A 21,305-nucleotide genomic window follows, 5' to 3' on the forward strand; every position below is an offset into this window, starting at 1 on the left:
ACCCCGGCCCGGGGGATCCGCACTCCCCCGGGCCGGGCCCCGGACTCCACCAGACGTACGAAAAGAAGAAGAGGGACTGAAGCACCATGACCGACGCATTGAACCGCCTCAGCGAAGAAGGCGTGGCGATCTGGCTGGACGACCTCAGCCGGGAGCGCCTGAACTCGGGCAACCTGGCCGAGCTGGTGCAGGAGAAGCACGTCGTCGGCGTCACCACCAACCCGACCATCTTCCAGAAGGCCATCGCGGGCAACGGCGCGTACAACCGCCAGCTGGAGGACCTCGCGGTACGCAAGGTCACCACCGACGAGGCCGTCCGCATGATCACCACCTCGGACGTCCGCGACGCCGCCGACGTGCTGCGCCCGGTGTACGACGCCTCCAACGGCCGTGACGGCCGGGTCTCCATCGAGGTCGACCCGCGCCTCGCCCACGAGACCGCGGCGACCGTCGCCGAGGCCAAGCAGCTGTGGTGGCTGGTCGACCGCCCCAACGTGCTGATCAAGATCCCCGCCACGCTGGCCGGTCTGCCCGCGATCTCCGCGGTGCTCGCCAAGGGCATCAGCGTCAACGTCACGCTGATCTTCTCGCTGGAGCGGTACAAGGCCGTCATCGACGCGCACCTGACCGGCCTGGAGCAGGCCAAGGCCGCCGGCCTGGACCTCTCGCAGATCGAGTCGGTCGCGTCGTTCTTCGTCTCCCGCGTCGACACCGAGATCGACAAGCGTCTGAACGCGCTCGGCGGCGAGGCCAAGGACCTGCGTTCCAAGGCCGCGGTCGCCAACGCCCGCCTCGCCTACCAGGCGTACGAGGAGGTCTACGGCTCGGTCGACGGCGCCAAGCCCGCCTCGGCCCGCTGGGCGGCCCTGGAGGCGGCCGGCGCCAAGCCGCAGCGCCCGCTGTGGGCGTCCACCGGCGTCAAGGACCCGAGCCTGCCGGACACCCTCTACGTGACCGAGCTGGTCGCCCCCGGCACCGTCAACACCATGCCCGAGGGCACCCTGGACGCCACCGACGACCACGGCGTCGTCACCGGCGACACCATCACCCCGAACTACGCGGACGCCCAGGCCGTGCTGGACGCGGTCGCCGCGGCCGGCGTGGACTACGACGACGTGGTCCGGGTGCTGGAGGAGGAGGGCGTGCAGAAGTTCGAGGTGTCCTGGAACGAGCTCCTCGACACCGTCACCGCCGCGCTCCGGTCGCACGGCGACAACTGACCCTGCTCACGGAACCGACGCACGGAAAGCGGAGCACACCACAGTGAGCAACACCCAGCCGTACCCGGACGTGGAGGGAACGGAGCCGACCGCGGGAGACACCCCGGACCGGCCCGTCAACCCCCTTCGGGACCCTGCCGACCGCCGGCTCCCGCGGATCGCCGGGCCGTCCGGCCTGGTCATCTTCGGCGTCACCGGCGACCTGTCGCGCAAGAAGCTGATGCCGGCCATCTACGACCTCGCCAACCGCGGCCTGCTGCCGCCGGGCTTCTCGCTGATCGGCTTCGCCCGGCGCGAGTGGGCCGACGAGGACTTCGCGCAGGTGGTGCACGACGCCGTCAAGGAGCACGCGCGCACCCCCTTCCGCGAGGAGGTCTGGCAGCAGCTCGCCAAGGGCATGCGGTTCGTCCAGGGCGACTTCGGTGACGACGACGCCTTCGACATGCTGCGCCGCACCATCGAGGAGCTCGACCAGGCGCAGGGCACCAGCGGCAACTTCGCGTTCTACCTGTCGGTGCCGCCGAAGTTCTTCCCCACCGTGGTCCAGCAGCTGAAGAAGCACGGCCTGACCGACCCGGCGCCGGGTTCCTGGCGCCGGGCCGTCATCGAGAAGCCGTTCGGCCACGACCTGGAGAGCGCCCAGGAGTTGAACCGGATCGTCCACGAGGTCTTCCCCCGTGACGAGGTCTTCCGGATCGACCACTACCTGGGCAAGGAGACCGTCCAGAACATCCTGGCGCTGCGTTTCGCCAACCAGATGTTCGAGCCGATCTGGAACCGCTCGTACGTCGACCACGTGCAGATCACCATGGCCGAGGACATCGGCATCGGCGGCCGGGCCGGCTACTACGACGGCATCGGCTCGGCCCGCGACGTCATCCAGAACCACCTGCTCCAGCTGATGGCGCTCACCGCCATCGAGGAGCCCGCGTCCTTCCACCCGAAGGCGCTGGTCGCCGAGAAGCTGAAGGTGCTCAGCGCCGTCAAGCTCCCCGCCGACCTGGGCAAGCACACCGTGCGCGGCCAGTACTCCTCCGGCTGGCAGGGCGGCGAGGAGGTGGTCGGCTACCTGGACGAGGACGGCATCAACCCCGAGTCCAAGACCGACACCTACGCGGCCATCAAGCTGGAGATCAACAACCGGCGCTGGGCGGGCGTGCCGTTCTACCTGCGCACCGGCAAGCGGCTGGGCCGCCGGGTCACCGAGATCGCGGTGGTCTTCCAGCGTGCCCCGTACCTGCCGTTCGACTCCTACGCCACCGAGGAGCTCGGCCAGAACGCCCTGGTGATCCGCGTCCAGCCGGACGAGGGCGTCACCGTGCGCTTCGGCTCGAAGGTCCCCGGCACCGCGCTGGAGGTCCGCGACGTCACCATGGACTTCGCCTACGGCGAGTCGTTCACCGAGTCCAGCCCCGAGGCGTACGAGCGCCTGATCCTGGACGTCCTGCTGGGCGACGCCAACCTCTTCCCGCGGCACCAGGAGGTCGAGCTGTCCTGGCAGATCCTCGACCCGATCGAGCAGTACTGGGACGCCAACGGCAAGCCCGCGCAGTACCCGGCCGGCACCTGGGGCCCGGTCGAGGCGGACGAGATGCTCGCACGAGACGGCAGGAGCTGGCGTCGGCCATGAAGATCGATCTGACGAACACCACGTCCAGCAAGATCAACGCTGCCCTGATGGACGCCCGGCGGGCCAGCGGCTCGACCGCCGCCGGCATGGTGCTGACCCTGGTCATCGTGACCGACGAGGGCAGCGCCTACGACGCCCTGAAGGCCGCCAACGACGCCTCCCGCGAGCACCCCTCGCGGACCCTGGCCGTCATCAAGCGGGCCGGACGCTCGCCCCGCGCCCGCGCCGAGACCCGGCTGGACGCGGAGATCCTGGTCGGCAGCGACGCCGGCTCCGGCGAGACGGTCATCCTGCGCATGCACGGCGAACTCGCCTCGCACGCCCAGTCCGTGGTCCTGCCGCTGCTCCTGCCGGACGCCCCCGTGGTGGTCTGGTGGCCGGACAACGCGCCGCTCAACCCCGCCCAGGACCCGCTGGGCGCGCTCGCCCAGCGCCGGATCACCGATGCCGTCACCGCCGAGTCCCCGGTCGGGCAGCTCGCCCAGCGGGCCACCGGCTACACCCCCGGCGACACCGACCTGGCGTGGACCCGGATCACCGGCTGGCGCTCCATGCTGGCCGCCGCGCTCGACCAGCGCGACGTCGAGACCACCGCCGCGGTGGTCGAGGGCGAGTCGTACAACCCCAGCGTCGAACTGCTCGGCCTGTGGCTGCACAACCGCCTGCGGGTGCCGGTCGAACGCGTCGTCACCGGCGGCCCCGGCATCACCTCCGTCACGCTCCGCACCAAGGACGGCGACATCGTCCTGGACCGCCCCGACGGCCTGCTCGGCACCCTGTCGATGCCCGGCGCGCCCGACCGCATGGTCGCGCTCAAGCGCCGCGACACCGCCGAGCTGATCGCCGAGGAGCTCCGCCGCCTCGACCCCGACGACATCTACGCCACCGCCGTCCGCACCCCCGTGGACCGGCTGCGCGAGCGGATCGCCGGAGTCGAGCACGCGGGCCCCGGCGGCACCGTCGAACAGGCCCACGTCGAGGAGCACCCGGTCGGCGAACGGGAGACCCCCGCCGCCACCAAGAAGGCCGCCGCCCGGAAGAAGACCGCCCAGTGAGCACCGACCGGATCCTGGTCCACCGCGACCCGGCGCTGCTCGCCGAGGCGGCCGCCGCCCGGCTGATCACCGCCACCGTGGACGCCCAGGCCGCACGCGGCACCGCCCACCTGGTGCTCACCGGCGGCCGCAACGGCAACGCCCTGCTCGCCGCGCTCGCCGCCCACCCGGCGCGCGACGCGGTGGACTGGGCGCGGGTCGACCTCTGGTGGGGCGACGAGCGCTTCGTGCCGCACGACTCCCCGGACCGCAACGCCGTCCAGGCCGCCGCGTTCCTGGACGCGGTCCGCCCGCTCGGCGCCCGCATCCACGAGATGCCCCCCGCCGACGGCACCACCAGCGCCGAGGACGGCGCCGCCCGCTACGCCGCCGACCTCGCCGCCGCGGGCCGGCCGGCGTTCGACGTCCTGCTCCTGGGCGTCGGCCCCGACGCGCACGTCGCCTCGCTGTTCCCCGGCCACCCCGGGGTCCACCAGACCGACACCACCGTCATCGCCGTCCACGACTCCCCCAAGCCCCCGCCGACCCGCATCTCCCTCTCCCTCCCCACCCTCCGCACCGCCCGCCAGGTCTGGCTCCTCGCGGCCGGCGAGGACAAGGCCGAAGCCGTCGCCCTCGCCCACACCGCCCCGCCCGCCGCCACGGCCCCGGCCGGCGCGGTCAAGGGCACCGAACAGACCCTCTGGTTCCTGGACGAAGCCGCAGCGAGCAAGCTCCCCTGACACCCCGTCAAGGCCCTTGCACCCACCCACCCACCCGGCACCCCGCCAGGTGACCTGACCCAACCCCCGCGCTACCCACAGTTCCCCACGCTCCGTCAGGGAACCGCCAGCAGCCCCGCAGGGACCGCCCACAGTCCCGTGCCCCGCAAGGGGCGCGGGGAACTGCGCGAAGGGGAACGCGACAACCGGAAAGCCGCCCGCTCAGGTAGCTCCATCCTCCGGCAGGCGGCTCTCGCAATATCAGGTGCGCTCCCGCTCAGGGCAACGCGACAAGCAGAAAGCCGCCCACCCAGGGAATCCAACCCCCGGTGGGCGGCTTTTCGCTGTCCGACCCGGCGCACTCCCCGAAAGGGGAACGCCACCAAGCAGAAAGCCGCCCACCCCGGAGAACCCTCCAGGTGGGCGGCTTTCGCGTTGCCGAACGGCTCAGATCTCGCCGCGCAGCTTGGCCAGCGCCTCAGCGAGAATCGCCTCGCCGTCCGCGTCCGTCCGGCGCTCGCGCACGTACGCGAGGTGCGTCTTGTACGGCTCGTTGCGGGCCGGGGCGGGCGGGTTGTGCTCGTCCTGGCCGGCCGGGAAGCCGCAGCGGGGGCAGTCCCAGGTGTCCGGGATGGCCGCCTCCGCGGCGAAACTGGGGCGCGTCTCATGCTTGTTGGCGCACCAGAAGGAGATCCGGTTGCGGGGGGCGGACTCGCCGCGCTCCGCCTCCCCCATCGGGCCGGCACCGACTCTGCTGCCTCGGATCGCGTTGCCACTTGCCACGGTCTGACTCCCCTGCGTGCTGGTGCCGTCCGGCCGCGGCTGGGCGGACGGTGGCGAAGTCGTCCTAGTGTAAGCGGCGGTTAAGACTGTGCCACCACCGCCCGCCGACTTCCTGTCAGTTGTCGGCGTCCGTCACGAACGTCAGTTGCCCTTGAGCAGCAGGCCCAGCACGATGATGCACGCGAACCAGGCCAGGCCGATGACGATGGTGATGCGGTCCAGGTTGCGCTCGGCCACTGCGGAGCCGCCACCGGTGGACATCGCGCCGCCGCCGAACATGTCGGACAGGCCGCCGCCCTTGCCCTTGTGCAGCAGGACCAACATGATCATCAGCACACTGAGGACGATCAGTGCAATCTCGAACCCGAGAACCACGACGGGACCAACTCTCTCGAATCTTCGGCGAAGGGGCCGGGCCCGCTTGAGCGGTCCGGCCCCAAAGCCTACGTTGCGGTGGCGGCGTTAGCCTACTGCCTGGTCACGGAAGCGCACGATCTTGACGAACTCGTCGGCGTCCAGCGAGGCGCCGCCGATCAGTCCGCCGTCGACGTCGGGCTTGGCCATCAGGCCGGCCGCCGACGAGGACTTCACCGAACCGCCGTACAGGACGCGGACCTTGTCGGCCAGGTCGGTGCCGTACAGCTCGCCGAGCCGGGCCCGGATCGCGCCGCACACCTCCTGCGCGTCCTCGGGGGTGGCGACCTCGCCGGTGCCGATCGCCCAGACCGGCTCGTACGCGACCACGACGCTCTCCGCGTCGGAGGCCGGGACGCCGTCCAGCGCGCCGTCCAGCTGCGCGAGGGTGTACGCGACGTGGGTGCCGGCCTTGCGGATCTCCAGCGGCTCGCCGATGCACAGGATCGGGGTGATCCCGTTGCGGTAGGCGGCCTTGACCTTGGCGTTGACGATCTCCTCGTTCTCGCCGTGGTACTGGCGGCGCTCGGAGTGGCCGATCACCGCGTAGGTGCAGTTCAGCCGCGACAGCATCGGGCCGGACACCTCGCCGGTGTAGGCCCCGCCGTCGTGCTGCGAGATGTCCTGCGAGCCGTACTTGATCTTCAGCTTGTCGCCGTCGACCAGGGTCTGCACGGAGCGCAGGTCGGTGAACGGGACGAGGACGGCGACCTCGACGGCCGCGTAGTCCTTGTCGGCCAGCGAGAACGCCAGCTTCTGGGTGTGCCGGATGGCCTCGAGGTGGTCGAGGTTCATCTTCCAGTTGCCCGCCATCAGCGGGAGACGCTCAGTCATGTCTCTCTCAGTCCTCCAGGGCGGCGAGACCGGGGAGGGTCTTGCCCTCCAGGTACTCGAGGCTCGCGCCACCGCCGGTCGAGATGTGTCCGAACTTCGTCTCGTCGAAGCCCAGGGTGCGCACCGCCGCCGCCGAGTCGCCGCCGCCGACCACCGTGAACGCCTCGGAGTCGAGCAGCGCCTGGGCGACCGCCCGGGTGCCGTCGGCGAACGCCGGGTGCTCGAACACGCCCATCGGGCCGTTCCAGAACACCGTCTTCGCGTCGGCGATCTTCTCCGCGAACAGCTGCGCGGTCTTCGGGCCGATGTCCAGGCCGATCGCGCCGTCCGGGATGGCGTCCACGCCGACGACCGTGAAGTCCTCGACCGGGGCGCCGCCCTTGACGTCCGGGAAGGAGCCGGACACCGCGGTGTCCAGCGGGATCACGAACTCCACGCCCTGCTCGGCGCCGCGCTTCAGGTAGTCCTGGACGACCGGGATCTGGTCCTCCTGGAGCAGCGAGGCGCCGACGCCGTGGCCCTGGGCGGCGATGAAGGTGTACATCATGCCGCCGCCGATCAGGATCCGGTCGGCCTTGTCGAGCAGGTTCTCGATCACCCCGACCTTGTCGGAGACCTTGGAGCCGCCGAGCACCACCACGTACGGGCGGGCCACATCCTCGGTGAGGCGCTTGAGGACGCCCACCTCGGTGGCGATCAGGTCGCCGACGGCGTGCGGCAGCCGGGCCGGCAGGTCGTAGACGGAGGCGTGCTTGCGGTGCACCGCACCGAAGCCGTCGCCGACGTACAGGTCCGCCAGGCCGGCCAGCTGGTCGGCGAACGCGCCGCGCTCGGCGTCGTCCTTGGACGTCTCACCGGCGTTGAACCGCAGGTTCTCCAGCAGCGTGACCTCGCCGTCGCCGAGAGCGGCGACGGTGGCCTTCGCGCTGTCCCCGACCGTGTCGGTGGCGAAGCTCACCGGGCGGCCGAGGATCTCGCCGAGGCGGACCGCCACCGGCGCGAGCGAGAACTTCGGGTCCGGCTCGCCCTTCGGGCGGCCCAGGTGCGAGGCGACGACCACCCGCGCGCCGCGCTCGACGAGCTTGGCGATGGTCGGCGCGACGGCGCGGATCCGGCCGTCGTCGGTGATGGTGTCACCGGACAGCGGCACGTTGAGGTCGGCGCGGACGAACACCCGCTTGCCGGAGACCTCCAGGTCTTCGATCGTCTTCACGGTCTTGCTCCTCGATGGATGGATCGGCAGGCGGCGACACGGCGCAGCGAGCCACCGGGAAAAGGTAGGACGGACGAGGGTGGGCGCAGCGGCAGGGCCCGGTCGGCGGTCACAGCCGTCCGGGCCCTGCCCCTTACGTCACGTCAGCTACCGCTGGGAGTCAGAGCTGCTCGCCGATGATGGCGACCAGGTCGACGAGGCGGTTCGAGTAGCCGAACTCGTTGTCGTACCAGCCGAGCACCTTGACCTGGTTCCCCTGAACCATCGTCAGCTGCGAGTCGAAGATGCAGGAGTGCGGGTCGTTCACGATGTCCGAGGACACGATCGGGTCTTCGGTGTACGCCAGGATGCCCTTGAGCGAGCCTTCCTGGGCGGCCTTCTGGAACGCGGCGTTGACCTCGTCCTTGGTGACCTCGCGCTCCAGGGTGACCACCAGGTCGGTGATGGAGCCGGTCGGCACCGGGACGCGCAGCGAGGTGCCGTCCAGCTTGCCCTTCAGCTGCGGAAGGACCAGGGCGGTGGCCTTGGCGGCGCCGGTCGAGGTCGGAATGATGTTCTGCGAGGCGGCGCGGGCGCGACGCAGGTCCTTGTGCGGGAAGTCCAGGGTGACCTGGTCGTTGGTGAAGGCGTGCACGGTCGTCATCAGGCCCTTGACGATGCCGAAGTTCTCGTCGAGCACCTTCGCCATCGGCGCCACGCAGTTGGTGGTGCAGGAGGCGTTGGAGATGATGTTGTGCGCAGCCGCGTCGTACTTGTCGTCGTTGACGCCCAGCACGATGGTGATGTCCTCGCCGCTGGCGGGCGCCGAGATGACGACCTTCTTCGCACCGGCGGTCAGGTGCTTCTTCGCACCCTCGGCCTTGGTGAAGATACCGGTGGACTCGACGACGATGTCGGCGCCCAGCGCGGCCCAGGGGAGGTTCGCGGGGTCACGCTCAGCGGTGACCTTGAAGGTGTGACCATCGACGGTGATGGTGTCCTCGGTGTGCGAGACCTCGCCGGGGAAGGTTCCGAGAGTGGTGTCGTACTTGAGCAGGTGAGCCAGCGTCTTGGTGTCGGTCAGGTCGTTGACACCGACGATTTCGATGTCCGCGCCCTGGGCCTTGACCGCACGGAAGAAGTTGCGGCCGATGCGGCCGAACCCGTTGATGCCTACCCGGATCGTCACGAACCGATCTCCTAACAGGTACGCCGGGCCGGAGCCCGACGGGGGTGAAATTTTGGGTTTCCCCGACCACTGATGACCCTACCTCCCCCAAGTGTCGCAAGGCACATCGCCTCACCGGTAGGGCGCAAGGGCCCAGATGGCCGAAAGGGGCGTGCGGGCTTGTCCGCGGCGGATGCCGCGTCACGCTCCGCACGCCCCTTCGGGGTTGCGTTCCGGGAGGTTGACGGCCCGTCAGTTCAGGGCCATCTCCTCGGTCAGGTTGGCCTCGGTGTTGGGCAGGCCGAGTTCGGCCGCGCGCTTGTCGGCCATCGCCAGCAGGCGGCGGATCCGGCCGGCCACCGCGTCCTTGGTCAGCGGCGGGTCGGCGAGCGCGCCGAGCTCCTCCAGCGAGGCCTGCTTGTGCTGCATGCGCAGTGCGCCGGCGGCCGCCAGGTGCTCGGGCACCTCCTCGCCGAGGATCTCCAGGGCGCGGGCGACCCGGGCGCCGGCCGCGACCGCGGCGCGGGCCGAGCGGCGCAGGTTGGCGTCGTCGAAGTTGGCCAGCCGGTTGGCGGTGGCGCGGACCTCGCGGCGCATCCGGCGCTCCTCCCAGGCCAGCACCGACTCGTGCGCGCCGAGGCGGGTGAGCAGCGCGCCGATCGCGTCGCCGTCGCGGATCACCACCCGGTCCACGCCGCGGACCTCGCGGGCCTTGGCGGGGATGCCGAGCCGGCGGGCCGCGCCGACCAGCGCGAGGGCCGCCTCGGAACCGGGGCAGGTGATCTCCAGCGAGGAGGAGCGGCCCGGCTCGGTGAGCGAGCCGTGCGCCAGGAACGCACCGCGCCAGGCGGCCTCCGCGTCGCACGTCGCCCCGGACACCACCGCCGGGGGCAGGCCCCGGATCGGGCGTCCGCGTCCGTCCACCAGCCCGGTCTGCCGGGCCAGCAGCTCGCCGTCCTTCACCACCCGCACCACGTACCGGCTGCCGCGACGCAGCCCGCCGGGGGCCATCACCACCAGATCCGAGGAGTGTCCGAAGATCTCCAGGAGGTCCTTGCGCAGCCGCCGTGCCGCAATGCCGGTGTCCAGCTCCGCCTCGATCACGATGCGTCCGCTCACAATGTGCAGTCCGCCCGCAAAACGCAGGATCGCCGAGACCTCCGCCTTGCGGCAGCAGGCACGGGTGACGGGAAGCCGGGAGATCTCGTCTTTCACCGCTGCCGTCATCGCCATGGGCCGATCCTTCCATGAGTCCGGAAAATCCGGTCGTACGCCGCGGCCAAGAGCTCCGCGTCGTGTCGCGGGGTCCCGTCGGCGCGCGCCACCGAATCGAGCACCAGGGAGGCGCCCATCCGCTTCGCGGCCTGCTCCAGGCCCGTCAGGTCGGCGAGCCCGAAAGCACCTCCGCTGACGGCCCGCTCATCCACCAGGATCGCATCCACCACGAGGTCCGGAGCGTGGTCGGCGATCACCTCCAGGTGGCGCTGCGGGGTGAAGCCCTCGGTCTCGCCGGGCTGCGGCGCCAGGTTGAGGGTCAGCAGGCGGCGGGCCCGGGTCTCGGTGAGGGCCTTGGCCAGCTCGGGGACCAGCAGGTGCGGCAGCACGCTGGTGAACCAGGAGCCCGGTCCGAGCACCACCCAGTCCGCCTCCAGCACGGCCTGCACCGCCTCGGGGACGGCCGGCGGCTCGTCCGGGACCAGCCGGATCGACTGCACGGTGCCCGGCGTCACCGCGACCGAAGCCTGGCCGCGGACCGCCGACACCTCGCCCGGGCGCAGCGGGTCGTGGCCGCGGACCTGCGCCTCGATGTCCAGCGGCACCGCGGACATCGGCAGCACCCGGCCCTGTACGTTCAGCAGCCGGCCCACCCAGTTCAGCGCCTCCACCGGGTCGCCGAGCTTCTCCCACAGCGCCACGATCAGCAGGTTGCCGACGGCGTGGCCGCCGAGTTCGCCGGTGCCGGTGAAGCGCTGCTGGATGACCTCCGACCAGGTGCGGCCCCAGTCGTCGTCGCCGCACAGCGCGGCCAGCGCCTTGCGGAGGTCGCCGGGCGGCAGCACGCCGAGCTCGGCGCGCAGCCGCCCGCTGGAGCCGCCGTCGTCGGCGACGGTGACCACGGCGGTCAGCTCGGTGGTCAGCCGGCGCAGCGCGGACAGTGAGGCGGACAGGCCCTGGCCGCCGCCCAGCGCGGCGATCCTCGGGGCGCCGGGGCGCTGCCCCGAGGCCCGCTCGGCAGGTCTGGTCCGGAGCTGCTGCCGCGCTGGCACGTATCCCGTCACGCCGACCCCATGTTCCTGTCTCGTGCTCGGCCGGGGCGGCGGTTACGGGGGGTTCCCGGCCGCTACTCCCGGCCCATGTCCCGGTGGACCAGCACCGTCTCGACTCCGTCCGCGATCAGACGCTTCGTCAGCTGCTCGGACATCGCGACGCTGCGGTGTTTGCCTCCGGTGCAGCCTACGGCAAGCGTCATGTAACGCTTCCCCTCGCGGCGGTAACCCTCGGTGATGATCCGCAGCAGCTCGGTGTAGCCGTCCAGGAACGGCTGCGCCCCGGGCTGCTGGAACACGTACTCTGCCACGTCCGGATCGGTTCCGGTACGGGCCCGCAGCTCCGGCACCCAGTGCGGGTTCGGCAGGAAGCGGCAGTCGACCACCAGGTCGGCGTCGACCGGCAGGCCGTACTTGAAGCCGAAGGACATCACGGTGGCGCGCAGTTCCGGCTCGTCCTGGCCGGCGAACTGGGCGTCCATCTTGGCGCGCAGCTGGTGCACGTTGAGGTTCGAGGTGTCGACCACCAGGTCGGCCTCGCCGCGCAGCTCGCGCAGCAGTTCGCGCTCACGGGCGATGCCGTCGACGATCCGGCCGTCGGCCTGCAGCGGGTGCGGGCGGCGGACCGACTCGAAGCGGCGCACCAGGGCGTCGTCGGAGGAGTCCAGGAACACCACCCGGAGTCGGACGCCGCGCTTCTCCAGTTCCTCCAGGGAGGTCAGCAGGTCGTCGAAGAACGTCCGGCTCCGCACGTCGACCACCACGCCGATCCGCGGCACCGCGCCCTGCGAGCGGGCCCCCAGGTCGACCATGGTGGGAATCAGCGCCGGCGGCAGGTTGTCCACCACGAACCAGCCGAGGTCCTCCAGGCACTTGGCCGCCGTGGAACGGCCCGCCCCGGACATGCCGGAAATGATCACCAGCTCGGGGGTGGTCTCTCCCCCGTTGGACACAGTCACGTCTCTTCCCCGCTTCTCGGTACCGCTGTGGTGCTGCTGTCTTCGATGATCTCGCCCGTCGCGGTGTTGATCGCGAATGCGGCAGGTGTACGGGAGGCCAAGGCTGCGGCAACAGTCTCGGCGGTCCTGCGCCCGATCCCCGGGACTTCGCACAACTCGTCGACGGTGGCCGCGCGGAGCTTCTTCAGCGAACCGAAGTGCTTCAGCAGGGCCCGGCGGCGAGTCTCGCCGAGCCCGGGGACGGAGTCCAGCTCCCCCGCCGTGAGCCGCTTGGCCCGCTTCGAGCGCTGATAGGTGAGGGCGAACCGGTGCGCCTCGTCGCGCGCCCGCTGCAGCAGGTACAGGCCCTCGCTGGAGCGCGGCAGCACCACCGGGTCGTCCTGCCCGGGCAGCCACACCTCCTCCAGCCGCTTCGCCAGGCCGCACACCGCGACGTCGTCGATGCCCAGTTCGGCCAACGCCCGCTGCGCCGCCGCGACCTGCGGCTGCCCGCCGTCGACCACCAGCAGCTGCGGCGGGTAGGCGAAGCGCTTCGGGCGGCCGTTCTCGTCGGTCAACGCCTCGTCGCCGTCCGGGGTTTCCGGGGTTTCCGGGGTCTCCTCCGGGGCGGGGACCTCCTCCGGGACGGCCCACTCGCCGGTCTGCTCGCGTTCCTGGAGGTAGCGGCGGAACCGCCGGGTGATCACCTCGTGCATCGAGCGGACGTCGTCCTGGCCCTCGAAGCCCTTGATCTGGAACCGGCGGTACTCGCTCTTGCGGGCCAGGCCGTCCTCGAACACCACCATGGACGCCACCACGTCCTCGCCCTGCAGGTGCGAGATGTCGAAGCACTCGACCCGCAGCGGCACCGAGTCCAACTCCAGTGCGTCGGCGATCTCCTGGAGCGCCCGGCTGCGGGTGGTGAGGTCCGAGGCGCGCTTGGTCTTGTGCAGCGCCAGCGCCTGCTGGGCGTTGCGCTGGACGGTCTCCATCAGGTCCTTCTTGTCGCCGCGCTGCGGCACCCGCAGGTCGACGTGGGCGCCGCGCAGGCCGGACAGCCACTCGTGCACGGCCTCGCCGGGCACCGCCGGGACGAGCACCTCGCGCGGCACCTGCTCGGTGCCCGCGCCGTACAGCTGCTGCAGCGCGTGTTCGACCAGGCCGGCCGTGTCCACGTCCTCGACCTTGTCGGTCACCCAGCCGCGCTGGCCGCGCACCCGGCCGCCGCGGACGTGGAAGATCTGCACGGCCGCTTCGAGTTCGTCCTCGGCCACCGCCAGCAGGTCCGCGTCGGTGCCGTCGCCCAGCACCACCGCGTTCTTCTCCATCGCGCGGCGCAGCGCCCCCAGGTCGTCGCGCAGCCGGGCCGCCTTCTCGTACTCCATGTCGGCGGCCGCCTCCTGCATCTGCTGCTCCAGGCGGCGCAGGTAGTTGCCCGTCCGGCCGGCCATGAAGTCGCAGAACTCCTCGGCGAGTTCGCGGTGCTCGGCGGCGTCCACCCGGCCCACGCAGGGCGCGGCGCACTTGCCGATGTACCCCAGCAGGCAGGGGCGGCCGACCTGTTGGGCCCGCTTGAACACGCCGTTGGAGCAGGTGCGCACCGGGAACACCCGGAGCAGCAGGTCGACGGTCTCGCGGATCGCCCACGCGTGCCCGTACGGCCCGAAGTAGCGCACGCCCTTCTTGTGCGCCCCACGCATCACCTGGACCCGCGGGAACTCCTCGTTCAACGTGACCGCGAGCTCCGGGTAGCTCTTGTCGTCCCGGTACTTGACGTTGAACCGCGGGTCGAACTCCTTGATCCAGGAGTACTCCAGCTGCAGCGCCTCGACCTCGGTGGACACCACCGTCCACTCCACCGACGCCGCGGTGGTCACCATCGTCGCGGTGCGCGGGTGCAGGTTCGCGACGTCCTGGAAGTACGAGGACAGCCGCTGGCGCAGGTTCTTCGCCTTGCCGACGTAGATGACCCGCCCGTGCGCGTCACGGAACTTGTACACCCCGGGCGAGAGCGGGATCGCCCCCGGAGCCGGACGGTAGGTGGACGGGTCAGCCATGCCCCTACCGTACCGACTGACGCCGACACCCCGGAGCGATCACCGACAGGCGGACGCTACTTGGTGACCTCGAGCTTCCCGTCCTGCACCGCGACCTTGTACTCGGGCAGCGGCTTCGGCGCGGGGCCGTCCTGCACGGCGCCGTCGGAGATCCCGAAACGGCTGCCGTGGCACAGGCACTGGATCTGCTCCTTGACCACGCCGTTGACCAGGCACCCGGCGTGCGTGCACTTCGCGCTGAACGCCTTGTACTCGCCGGCGGCCGGCTGCGTCACCACGACGGCCTGCTCCCGGTACACCTTGCCGCCGCCGACGGGGACCTCGGAGGCCGAGCCGAGGTCGATCGGGCCCGAGGACTTCGGCTCTTCCTTGCCGCTGCCGGAGGAGCAGCCGGCCGCCGTGGCGCCTGCCAGTGCGACGGCCGCACAGCAGAGGACGGTACGACGGGAAGCGACGGGCTCGGACATCGGGAACTCCTCGGTGCGGGAAAGGGCGCCAGCAACGTAGCACGCACGACGCGGGCCGCCCGGGGAGCCTCGTGCTCTCCCCGGACGGCCCGCGCCGTCACTCGGCTACTTCTTCTTGCGCTTCACCGGCGTCGCGTCCGAGACCCCCGGGAGGATGTCGCGGAGGAACTTGCCCGTGTGGCTGGCCGTGGAGGCGGCGACCTCTTCCGGGGTGCCCTCGATGACGACGGCGCCGCCGCCGGAGCCGCCTTCGGGGCCCATGTCGACGAGCCAGTCGGCGGTCTTGATGACGTCGAGGTTGTGCTCGATGACGATGACGGTGTTGCCCTTGTCGACCAGGCCCTCCAAGACCTTGATCAGCTTGCTGATGTCCTCGAAGTGCAGGCCGGTGGTGGGCTCGTCGAGGACGTAGACCGTGCGGCCGGTGGAGCGCTTCTGGAGTTCGGCGGAGAGCTTGACGCGCTGGGCCTCGCCGCCGGAGAGGGTGGTGGCGGGCTGGCCGAGGCGGACGTAGCCGAGGCCGACCTCCTTGAGGGTGCGCAGGTGGCGGGCGATCGCGGGGACGGCCTCGAAGAAGTCGAGGGCCTCCTCGATCGGCATGTCGAGCACCTCGGCGATGGACTTGCCCTTGTAGTGGACCTCCAGCGTCTCCCGGTTGTAGCGGGCGCCGTGGCAGACCTCGCAGGGGACGTAGACGTCCGGCAGGAAGTTCATCTCGATCTTGATGGTGCCGTCGCCGGAGCAGTTCTCGCAGCGGCCGCCCTTGACGTTGAACGAGAACCGGCCGGGCAGGTAGCCGCGGACCTTGGCCTCCTGGGTCTCCGAGAACAGCCGCCGGACGTGGTCGAAGACGCCGGTGTAGGTGGCCGGGTTGGAGCGCGGGGTGCGGCCGATCGGCGACTGGTCGACGTGCACGACCTTGTCGACCAGGTCGGTGCCGGTGATCCGGGTGTGCCGGCCGGGGACGCTGCGGGCGCCGTTGAGCTCGCGGGCCAGGTGCGTGTAGAGGATGTCGTTGACCAGCGTGGACTTGCCCGAGCCGGAGACGCCCGTGACCGCGGTGAAGGTGCCCAGCGGGAAGGCGACCGTGACGTCCTTGAGGTTGTGCTCGCGGGCGCCGTGCACCACGATCTGCCGCTTCTTGTCGCGCGGGCGGCGGGCGACCGGGATCGGGATGCCGCGCTTGCCGGACAGGTACTGGCCGGTGAGCGACTCGTCGTTCTTCAGCAGTTCCTTGAGCGAGCCGGAGTGCACGACCTTGCCGCCGTGCTCGCCGGCGCCGGGGCCGATGTCGACGATCCAGTCGGCGGTCTTGATGGTGTCCTCGTCGTGCTCGACGACGATCAGGGTGTTGCCGATGTCGCGCAGCCGGACCAGGGTCTCGATCAGGCGGTGGTTGTCGCGCTGGTGCAGACCGATGGACGGCTCGTCGAGCACGTAGAGCACGCCGACCAGGCCGGAGCCGATCTGGGTGGCGAGCCGGATGCGCTGGGCCTCGCCGCCGGAGAGGGTGCCGGCGGCGCGGTTCAGCGACAGGTAGTCGAGGCCGACGTCGACCAGGAAGCGCAGCCGTTCCAGGACCTCCTTGAGGACCCGCTCGGCGATCTTCTTGTCGCGGGCGTCGAGGCGCAGCGCGCCGAGGAAGTCCGCGCAGTCGCTGATCGACATGGCGGAGACCTCGGCGATGGACTTGTCCATCACCGTGACGGCGAGGACCACCGGCTTGAGCCGGGTGCCCTTGCAGGTCGGGCAGGGCACCTCGCGCATGTAGCCCTCGAAGCGCTCGCGGCTGGAGTCGCTCTCCGACTCGGAGTGCCGCCGCGTCACGAACGGGACGGCGCCCTCGAACGCGGTGGTGTAGGAGCGCTCGCGGCCGTAGCGGTTGCGGTAGCGCACCTCGACCTGGGTCTTGTGGCCGTACAGCAGGGCCTTGCGGGCGCGGGCGGGCAGCCCGGCCCACGGGATGTCGGTGCGGAAGCCGAGTTCGCCGGCCAGCGCGTTGACCAGGCGCTGGAAGTACTCCTTGGTGGCGCCCTGCGACCACGGGTGGATGGCGCCCTCGTCGAGCGTTTTCTCCGGGTCGGGGACGAGGAGTTCGGCGTCGACCTCCATCCGGTTGCCCAGGCCCGAGCAGTCGGGGCAGGCGCCGAACGGGGAGTTGAAGGAGAACGAGCGCGGCTCCAACTCCTCGAAGGAGACGTCGTCGTAGGGGCAGTAGAGGTGCTCCGAGAACATCTTCTCGCGCTCGGGGTCGTCCTCGGCGAGGTCGACGAAGTCGAGCACCACCATGCCGCCGGCCAGCTTGAGGGCGGTCTCCACCGAGTCGGTGAGCCGGCGCTTGGCACCGGCCTTCACGGTGAGGCGGTCGATGACCACCTCGATGGTGTGCTTCTCCTGCTTCTTGAGCGTCGGCGGCTCGGTCAGCTGGATGGTCTGGCCGTCGACCCGGGCGCGGGCGTAGCCCTTGGACTGCAGGTCGGCGAAGAGGTCGACGAACTCGCCCTTGCGCTCCCGGACGACCGGGCTGAGGACCTGGAACCGGGTGCCCTCGGGCAGCTCCAGCACCTTGTCGACGATGGCCTGCGGCGACTGCCGGGCGATCGGGCGGCCGCAGTGCGGACAGTGCGGCTTGCCGATCCGCGCGAACAGCAGGCGCAGGTAGTCGTACACCTCGGTGATGGTGCCGACGGTGGACCGCGGGTTGCGGCTGGTGGACTTCTGGTCGATCGAAACGGCCGGGGAGAGTCCCTCGATGAAGTCGACGTCCGGCTTGTCCATCTGCCCGAGGAACTGCCGGGCGTACGAGGACAGCGACTCGACGTAGCGCCGCTGGCCCTCGGCGAAGATCGTGTCGAAGGCGAGCGAAGACTTGCCGGACCCGGAGAGGCCCGTGAAGACGATGAGGGAATCCCGGGGCAGGTCGAGCGAGACGTTCTTGAGGTTGTGCTCGCGTGCACCGCGGACGACGAGGCGGTCTGCCACTGCTTCTGGCGCCTTTCTCCGGGTCGAAATGTGAGTTCTGCTTCTTCCAGGATGCGCCCGCCAGCGTACTAGCTCATGTGTTCGAATTTCGAACCTGTCCAGCGGGGTCCACCCGGACGAGTGAACGGCACCCGCCGCCGACGGTAGCGTCAACGACTGACAACCGCCCCCGGCAACGGTTCGGGGCGGCCGAGAACGCCTGGAACCGCTCCACCGACCGTCGAAAGGCACCACCCGATGAGCGACGCGACCACCGCAGCCGAGCAGCTGCGGGCCACTGTCGAGAGCACCGACGAACTGCTGCACACCCTGGCCGAGCTGAAGCCCGAAGCGCTGTTCGAACCGTCCGCCCTGCCCGGCTGGACCCGCGGCCACGTGCTGACGCACATCGCCCGCAACGCCGACTCCCTGGTGATCCTGCTCAACAACGCCCGCACCGGCCAGGACCTTCCCCAGTACGCCAGTGCGGCCGCCCGGGACGCCGACATCGAGGCCGGCTCCGGCCGGCCGCTGGACGTGCAGCTGGCCGACGTCCGCGAGAGCCAGCAGCGCTTCGTGGACGCCGCCCGGCTGCTCGCCCCCGAGCACTGGCAGGCCGTGCTGACCCACCGCTCCGGCTACAGGTTCCCGGCCTGGCAGCTGCCCGGCAAGCGGCAGGCCGAACTGGAGTACCACCACGTCGACCTGAACGCCGGCTACACCCCGGCGCACTGGCCGGAGCAGTTCGCGATCGCCGAGTTCCACCGCCTGGGCACCCACTTCGGCGCCCTGGAGGGCCTCCCGGTGCTCCGGCTGATCGCCGAGGACGCCGGGGTCGAGGCCCGGCTCGGCGGCGCGGGCGAGCCGGAGCTGACCGTGGAGGGCCCGGTGCGGGCGCTCACCGGCTGGCTGTCGGGCCGCTCGGACGGCGACGGACTGCAGGTCCACCGCGACGGCCACCTGGTCGACGCGCGCACCGCCCTCCCCCAGCTGCCCCCGATGGGATGATGGTGCCGGTTGACGGGACACCCAGCGGCAGCGAGGAGCGCGTGATGACGTACCACGGAACGGTCAAGGTCGGCGGTGCACCGGACGTCCGGGAGCTGGCTCACCTGATCATCACCAAGGTGGCGGTCGGACCGTACGACAACAACGCCTACCTGCTGCGCTGCCGGGCCACCGACGAACAGCTGCTGATCGACGCGGCCGCCGACGCGCCGGTGCTGCTGGAGACCGTCGGCAACCGGCTGGCCGTGGTGGTCACCACCCACCGTCACCACGACCACTGGGGCGCGCTGGCCGAGGTGGTCGCCGCCACCGGGGCGCGCACCGCCGCCGGACGGATCGACGCGGAGGGCATCGAGGTGCCCACCGACGTCACGCTGGAGGACGGGTCGGTGCTCCGGGTCGGGCAGATCGAGCTGACCGTCCGCCACCTGGTGGGCCACACCCCGGGCGCGATCGTGCTGGTCTACGACGACCCGCAGGGCCACCCGCACCTGTTCACCGGCGACTGCCTGTTCCCGGGCGGGGTGGGCAACACCTGGGGCGACCCGGAGGCCTTCGACTCGCTGTTCCGGGACGTCAACCGGAAGATCTTCGACGTCCTCCCGGACGAGACCTGGGTCTACCCCGGCCACGGCAGCGACACCACGCTCGGCGCCGAGCGCCCGCACCTGCCGGAGTGGCGCGAACGCGGCTGGTGAACGGCATGCGAAGAGGGCCCCCGCCGAGGCGGGGGCCCTCATTCATGCGCTGTCGGTCAGGCGTCGATCTTCTCCGGCCTGTCGGAGTCGTCGTCCTGCTTGCGCGCGGCGATCAGGCTGGTGACGGTGGTGACCGCCAGGGTCAGCAGGATGAAGCCCAGCGACACCGGGATGCTGATCTCCGGGACGCTCACCCCGGCCTCGTGCAGCGCGTGCAGCACCAGCTTCACGCCGATGAAGCCGAGGATCACCGACAGGCCGTAGGACAGGTGGACCAGCTTCTTCAGCAGCCCGCCGATCAGGAAGTACAGCTGCCGCAGACCCATCAGCGCGAAGGCGTTGGCGGTGAAGACGATGTACGGGTCCTGTGTGAGACCGAAGATGGCGGGGATCGAGTCCAACGCGAACAGCACGTCGGTGGTGCCGATCGCGATCATCACGATCAGCATCGGGGTCATCAGCCGGCGACCGTTCTCCCGGATGAACAGCTTGGTGCCGTGGTACCGGTCGGTGGACGGGATGCGCTTCTGGATCGACCTGAGCAGCCGGTTCTCCTCGAAGTCCTCCTCGCCCTCCTCCTCGGCCCGGGCCTCCTTGAGCAGCTTCCAGGCCGTCCAGATCAGGAACCCGCCGAAGATGAAGAACACCCAGGAGAAGCTGGAGACCAGCGCCGCGCCGCCGGCGATGAAGATCGCCCGGAGCACCAGGGCGATGATCACACCGAACATCAGCACCCGCTGCTGGTAGATCCTCGGCACCGCGAACTTGCCCATGATCAGGATGAACACGAACAGGTTGTCGACGCTGAGCGACTTCTCGGTGATGTAGCCGGCGAAGAACTCCCCGGCCGGTTGGCCGCCGCCGTACCACCACAGGAACCCGCCGAACAGCACCGCCAGCACGACCCAGACGGCCGTCCAGATCCCGGCCTCCTTGAGCGAGACCTCGTGCGGCTTGCGACCGCCGATGAAGAAATCGGCCAGGATCAACAGGGCCAGCACCGCAATGGTGCCGGCCCACAGGCCTGCGGAAACGTCCATGACTGCTCCTCCGGCAGCTAGGCGAACATCGTCACTGCCGGAGGTCTCTTCCGCCGCACGGCGCGCCCATCGGTCGGCGCCGTGCGACCAGTGCCCCGGGATGCCGCGACGGGCAGCCGTGATGACGGGGTCACTGAACGGGGAATACTCCCCTCCGCTCCCGTCGAGAGTAACAGGAACGCCAAGGGAAGGTAAAGAAGGTAAAGGGCCGCCCTCGGCCCACCGACCTACAGGAACGGCTCGATGAACGGCAGCATGTCCCGGAAGGTGCGGCCGGTGGCGGGAGCGCCGATCGCGGTCATCTTCCAGCCCGCGCCGTCCCGCTCCACCTTGGCCATGATCTGCCCGGTGTGGATGCCGCCGCCGGTGAGCTCGTAGCGGGCCAGCTCCTGGTTGGTGGTCTCGTCGACCAGCCGGCAGTGCGCGTTCTGCACCTCGAGGAAGTTCTGTCCGCTGTACGAGCTGACGGTGAACACGATCTGGGTGACCCGGCGCGGCACCTTGGTCAGGTCGACCAGGATGCTCTCGTCGTCCACGCCGCCCGCGCCGCCGACCAGGTTGTCGCCGGTGTGCTGCACCGAACCGTCGTTGCTGACCAGGTGCGAGAAGAACACCACGTCGCTCATCGTCCTGCCGTCGTACAGCAGGGCGGACGCGTCCAGGTCGATGTCCTTCGGGCGGCGGCTGAAGAAGCCGCGCTTGCCCGGGGCGGACTTCCAGCCGAGGCCCATCCGGACCACGCTCAGCGTCCCGCCGCTGGACTTCTCCAGGCTGACGCTCTGCCCCTTCGCCAGGCTCACCGACACCCCGACCACCCCATTCCTCCGGGCTGCCCCGGCCTCTCGCGCGCGACCGGCCGCGACAGGAGCGTC

At 70.6% G+C, this 21,305-nt stretch carries 19 protein-coding genes; 6 read left to right on the plus strand and 13 right to left on the minus strand.

The genetic code is table 11. The features are described from left to right. Positions 1-86 precede the first annotated feature (86 nt). From tal to pgl, 4 genes are all read left to right on the plus strand, one after another. A complete protein-coding gene (tal, locus tag AMK19_RS23095; protein WP_073814870.1) occupies positions 87-1,220 on the plus strand; it encodes a transaldolase in 1,134 nt (377 codons plus the stop codon). 70 nt (positions 1,221-1,290) lie between these two features. Then, positions 1,291-2,850 (plus strand): glucose-6-phosphate dehydrogenase, encoded by a 1,560-nt coding sequence (gene zwf / locus AMK19_RS23100; protein WP_073815122.1) that lies wholly within the window; start codon positions 1,291-1,293, stop codon positions 2,848-2,850. Beyond that, on the plus strand, positions 2,847-3,905 hold the full coding sequence (gene opcA / locus AMK19_RS23105) for a glucose-6-phosphate dehydrogenase assembly protein OpcA (protein ID WP_073814872.1): 1,059 nt from the start codon (positions 2,847-2,849) through the stop codon (positions 3,903-3,905). Before zwf ends, opcA begins: the two co-directional genes overlap by 4 nt. Next, complete coding sequence (gene pgl, locus AMK19_RS23110; RefSeq protein ID WP_073814873.1) at positions 3,902-4,627, plus strand: 6-phosphogluconolactonase; 726 nt, start codon at positions 3,902-3,904, stop codon at positions 4,625-4,627. The genes opcA and pgl overlap by 4 nt, the downstream gene beginning before the upstream one ends. A gap of 426 nt (positions 4,628-5,053) precedes the next feature. On the opposite strand, the gene AMK19_RS23115 is transcribed toward pgl, so the two are convergent. From AMK19_RS23115 to uvrA, 11 genes are all read right to left on the minus strand, one after another. Further along, on the minus strand, positions 5,054-5,389 hold the full coding sequence (locus AMK19_RS23115) for an RNA polymerase-binding protein RbpA (RefSeq protein WP_073814874.1): 336 nt from the start codon (positions 5,387-5,389) through the stop codon (positions 5,054-5,056). A 141-nt stretch (positions 5,390-5,530) separates the two neighbouring features. Beyond that, on the minus strand, positions 5,531-5,764 hold the full coding sequence (gene secG, locus AMK19_RS23120) for a preprotein translocase subunit SecG (RefSeq protein WP_073814875.1): 234 nt from the start codon (positions 5,762-5,764) through the stop codon (positions 5,531-5,533). Between the two features lie 87 nt (positions 5,765-5,851). After that, positions 5,852-6,637: a triose-phosphate isomerase gene (tpiA, locus tag AMK19_RS23125; RefSeq protein ID WP_073814876.1), complete on the minus strand. Its 786-nt coding sequence runs from the start codon at positions 6,635-6,637 to the stop codon at positions 5,852-5,854. Between the two features lie 7 nt (positions 6,638-6,644). Further along, entirely contained in the window at positions 6,645-7,850 is a 1,206-nt protein-coding gene (locus AMK19_RS23130; RefSeq protein WP_073814877.1) for a phosphoglycerate kinase, read from the minus strand. Between the two features lie 160 nt (positions 7,851-8,010). Continuing rightward, a complete protein-coding gene (gene gap, locus AMK19_RS23135; protein WP_073814878.1) occupies positions 8,011-9,018 on the minus strand; it encodes a type I glyceraldehyde-3-phosphate dehydrogenase in 1,008 nt (335 codons plus the stop codon). 231 nt (positions 9,019-9,249) lie between these two features. Further along, the gene (gene whiA, locus AMK19_RS23140; protein ID WP_043910002.1) at positions 9,250-10,230 is read right to left on the minus strand and encodes a DNA-binding protein WhiA; all 981 of its coding nucleotides are present in this window, start codon (positions 10,228-10,230) and stop codon (positions 9,250-9,252) included. Beyond that, positions 10,221-11,276 carry a gluconeogenesis factor YvcK family protein gene (locus tag AMK19_RS23145; RefSeq protein ID WP_143200345.1) on the minus strand — a complete coding sequence of 352 codons (1,056 nt, stop codon included), beginning with the start codon at positions 11,274-11,276 and terminating at the stop codon, positions 10,221-10,223. The genes whiA and AMK19_RS23145 overlap by 10 nt, the downstream gene beginning before the upstream one ends. A gap of 62 nt (positions 11,277-11,338) precedes the next feature. Beyond that, positions 11,339-12,217, minus strand: coding sequence for an RNase adapter RapZ (gene rapZ, locus AMK19_RS23150; RefSeq protein WP_073814881.1), 879 nt, complete (start codon positions 12,215-12,217; stop codon positions 11,339-11,341). 2 nt (positions 12,218-12,219) lie between these two features. Further along, the gene (uvrC, locus tag AMK19_RS23155) at positions 12,220-14,259 is read right to left on the minus strand and encodes an excinuclease ABC subunit UvrC (protein WP_073814883.1); all 2,040 of its coding nucleotides are present in this window, start codon (positions 14,257-14,259) and stop codon (positions 12,220-12,222) included. Positions 14,260-14,315: 56 nt separating this feature from the next. Next, positions 14,316-14,726: a Rieske (2Fe-2S) protein gene (locus tag AMK19_RS23160; RefSeq protein ID WP_073814884.1), complete on the minus strand. Its 411-nt coding sequence runs from the start codon at positions 14,724-14,726 to the stop codon at positions 14,316-14,318. Between the two features lie 105 nt (positions 14,727-14,831). Further along, positions 14,832-17,708, minus strand: a complete 2,877-nt coding sequence (gene uvrA / locus AMK19_RS23165) for an excinuclease ABC subunit UvrA (RefSeq protein WP_073814886.1) — start codon at positions 17,706-17,708, stop codon at positions 14,832-14,834. A 237-nt stretch (positions 17,709-17,945) separates the two neighbouring features. Here uvrA and AMK19_RS23170 point away from each other — a divergent pair, with 237 nt between their 5' ends. Both AMK19_RS23170 and AMK19_RS23175 read left to right on the plus strand, forming a co-directional pair. After that, complete coding sequence (locus AMK19_RS23170) at positions 17,946-18,695, plus strand: maleylpyruvate isomerase family mycothiol-dependent enzyme (RefSeq protein ID WP_073814887.1); 750 nt, start codon at positions 17,946-17,948, stop codon at positions 18,693-18,695. A gap of 44 nt (positions 18,696-18,739) precedes the next feature. Continuing rightward, positions 18,740-19,393: an MBL fold metallo-hydrolase gene (locus AMK19_RS23175; RefSeq protein ID WP_073814889.1), complete on the plus strand. Its 654-nt coding sequence runs from the start codon at positions 18,740-18,742 to the stop codon at positions 19,391-19,393. A 56-nt stretch (positions 19,394-19,449) separates the two neighbouring features. Here the strand turns inward: AMK19_RS23175 and AMK19_RS23180 are convergent, their stop codons facing one another. Both AMK19_RS23180 and AMK19_RS23185 read right to left on the minus strand, forming a co-directional pair. Continuing rightward, a complete protein-coding gene (locus AMK19_RS23180; protein ID WP_073814891.1) occupies positions 19,450-20,433 on the minus strand; it encodes a TerC family protein in 984 nt (327 codons plus the stop codon). Between the two features lie 227 nt (positions 20,434-20,660). Further along, complete coding sequence (locus AMK19_RS23185) at positions 20,661-21,239, minus strand: TerD family protein (RefSeq protein WP_073815124.1); 579 nt, start codon at positions 21,237-21,239, stop codon at positions 20,661-20,663. Positions 21,240-21,305: the final 66 nt, after the last annotated feature.

The sequence above is a fragment of the Kitasatospora sp. CB01950 genome (assembly GCF_001905465.1).
Classification (GTDB): Bacteria; Actinomycetota; Actinomycetes; order Streptomycetales; family Streptomycetaceae; genus Kitasatospora.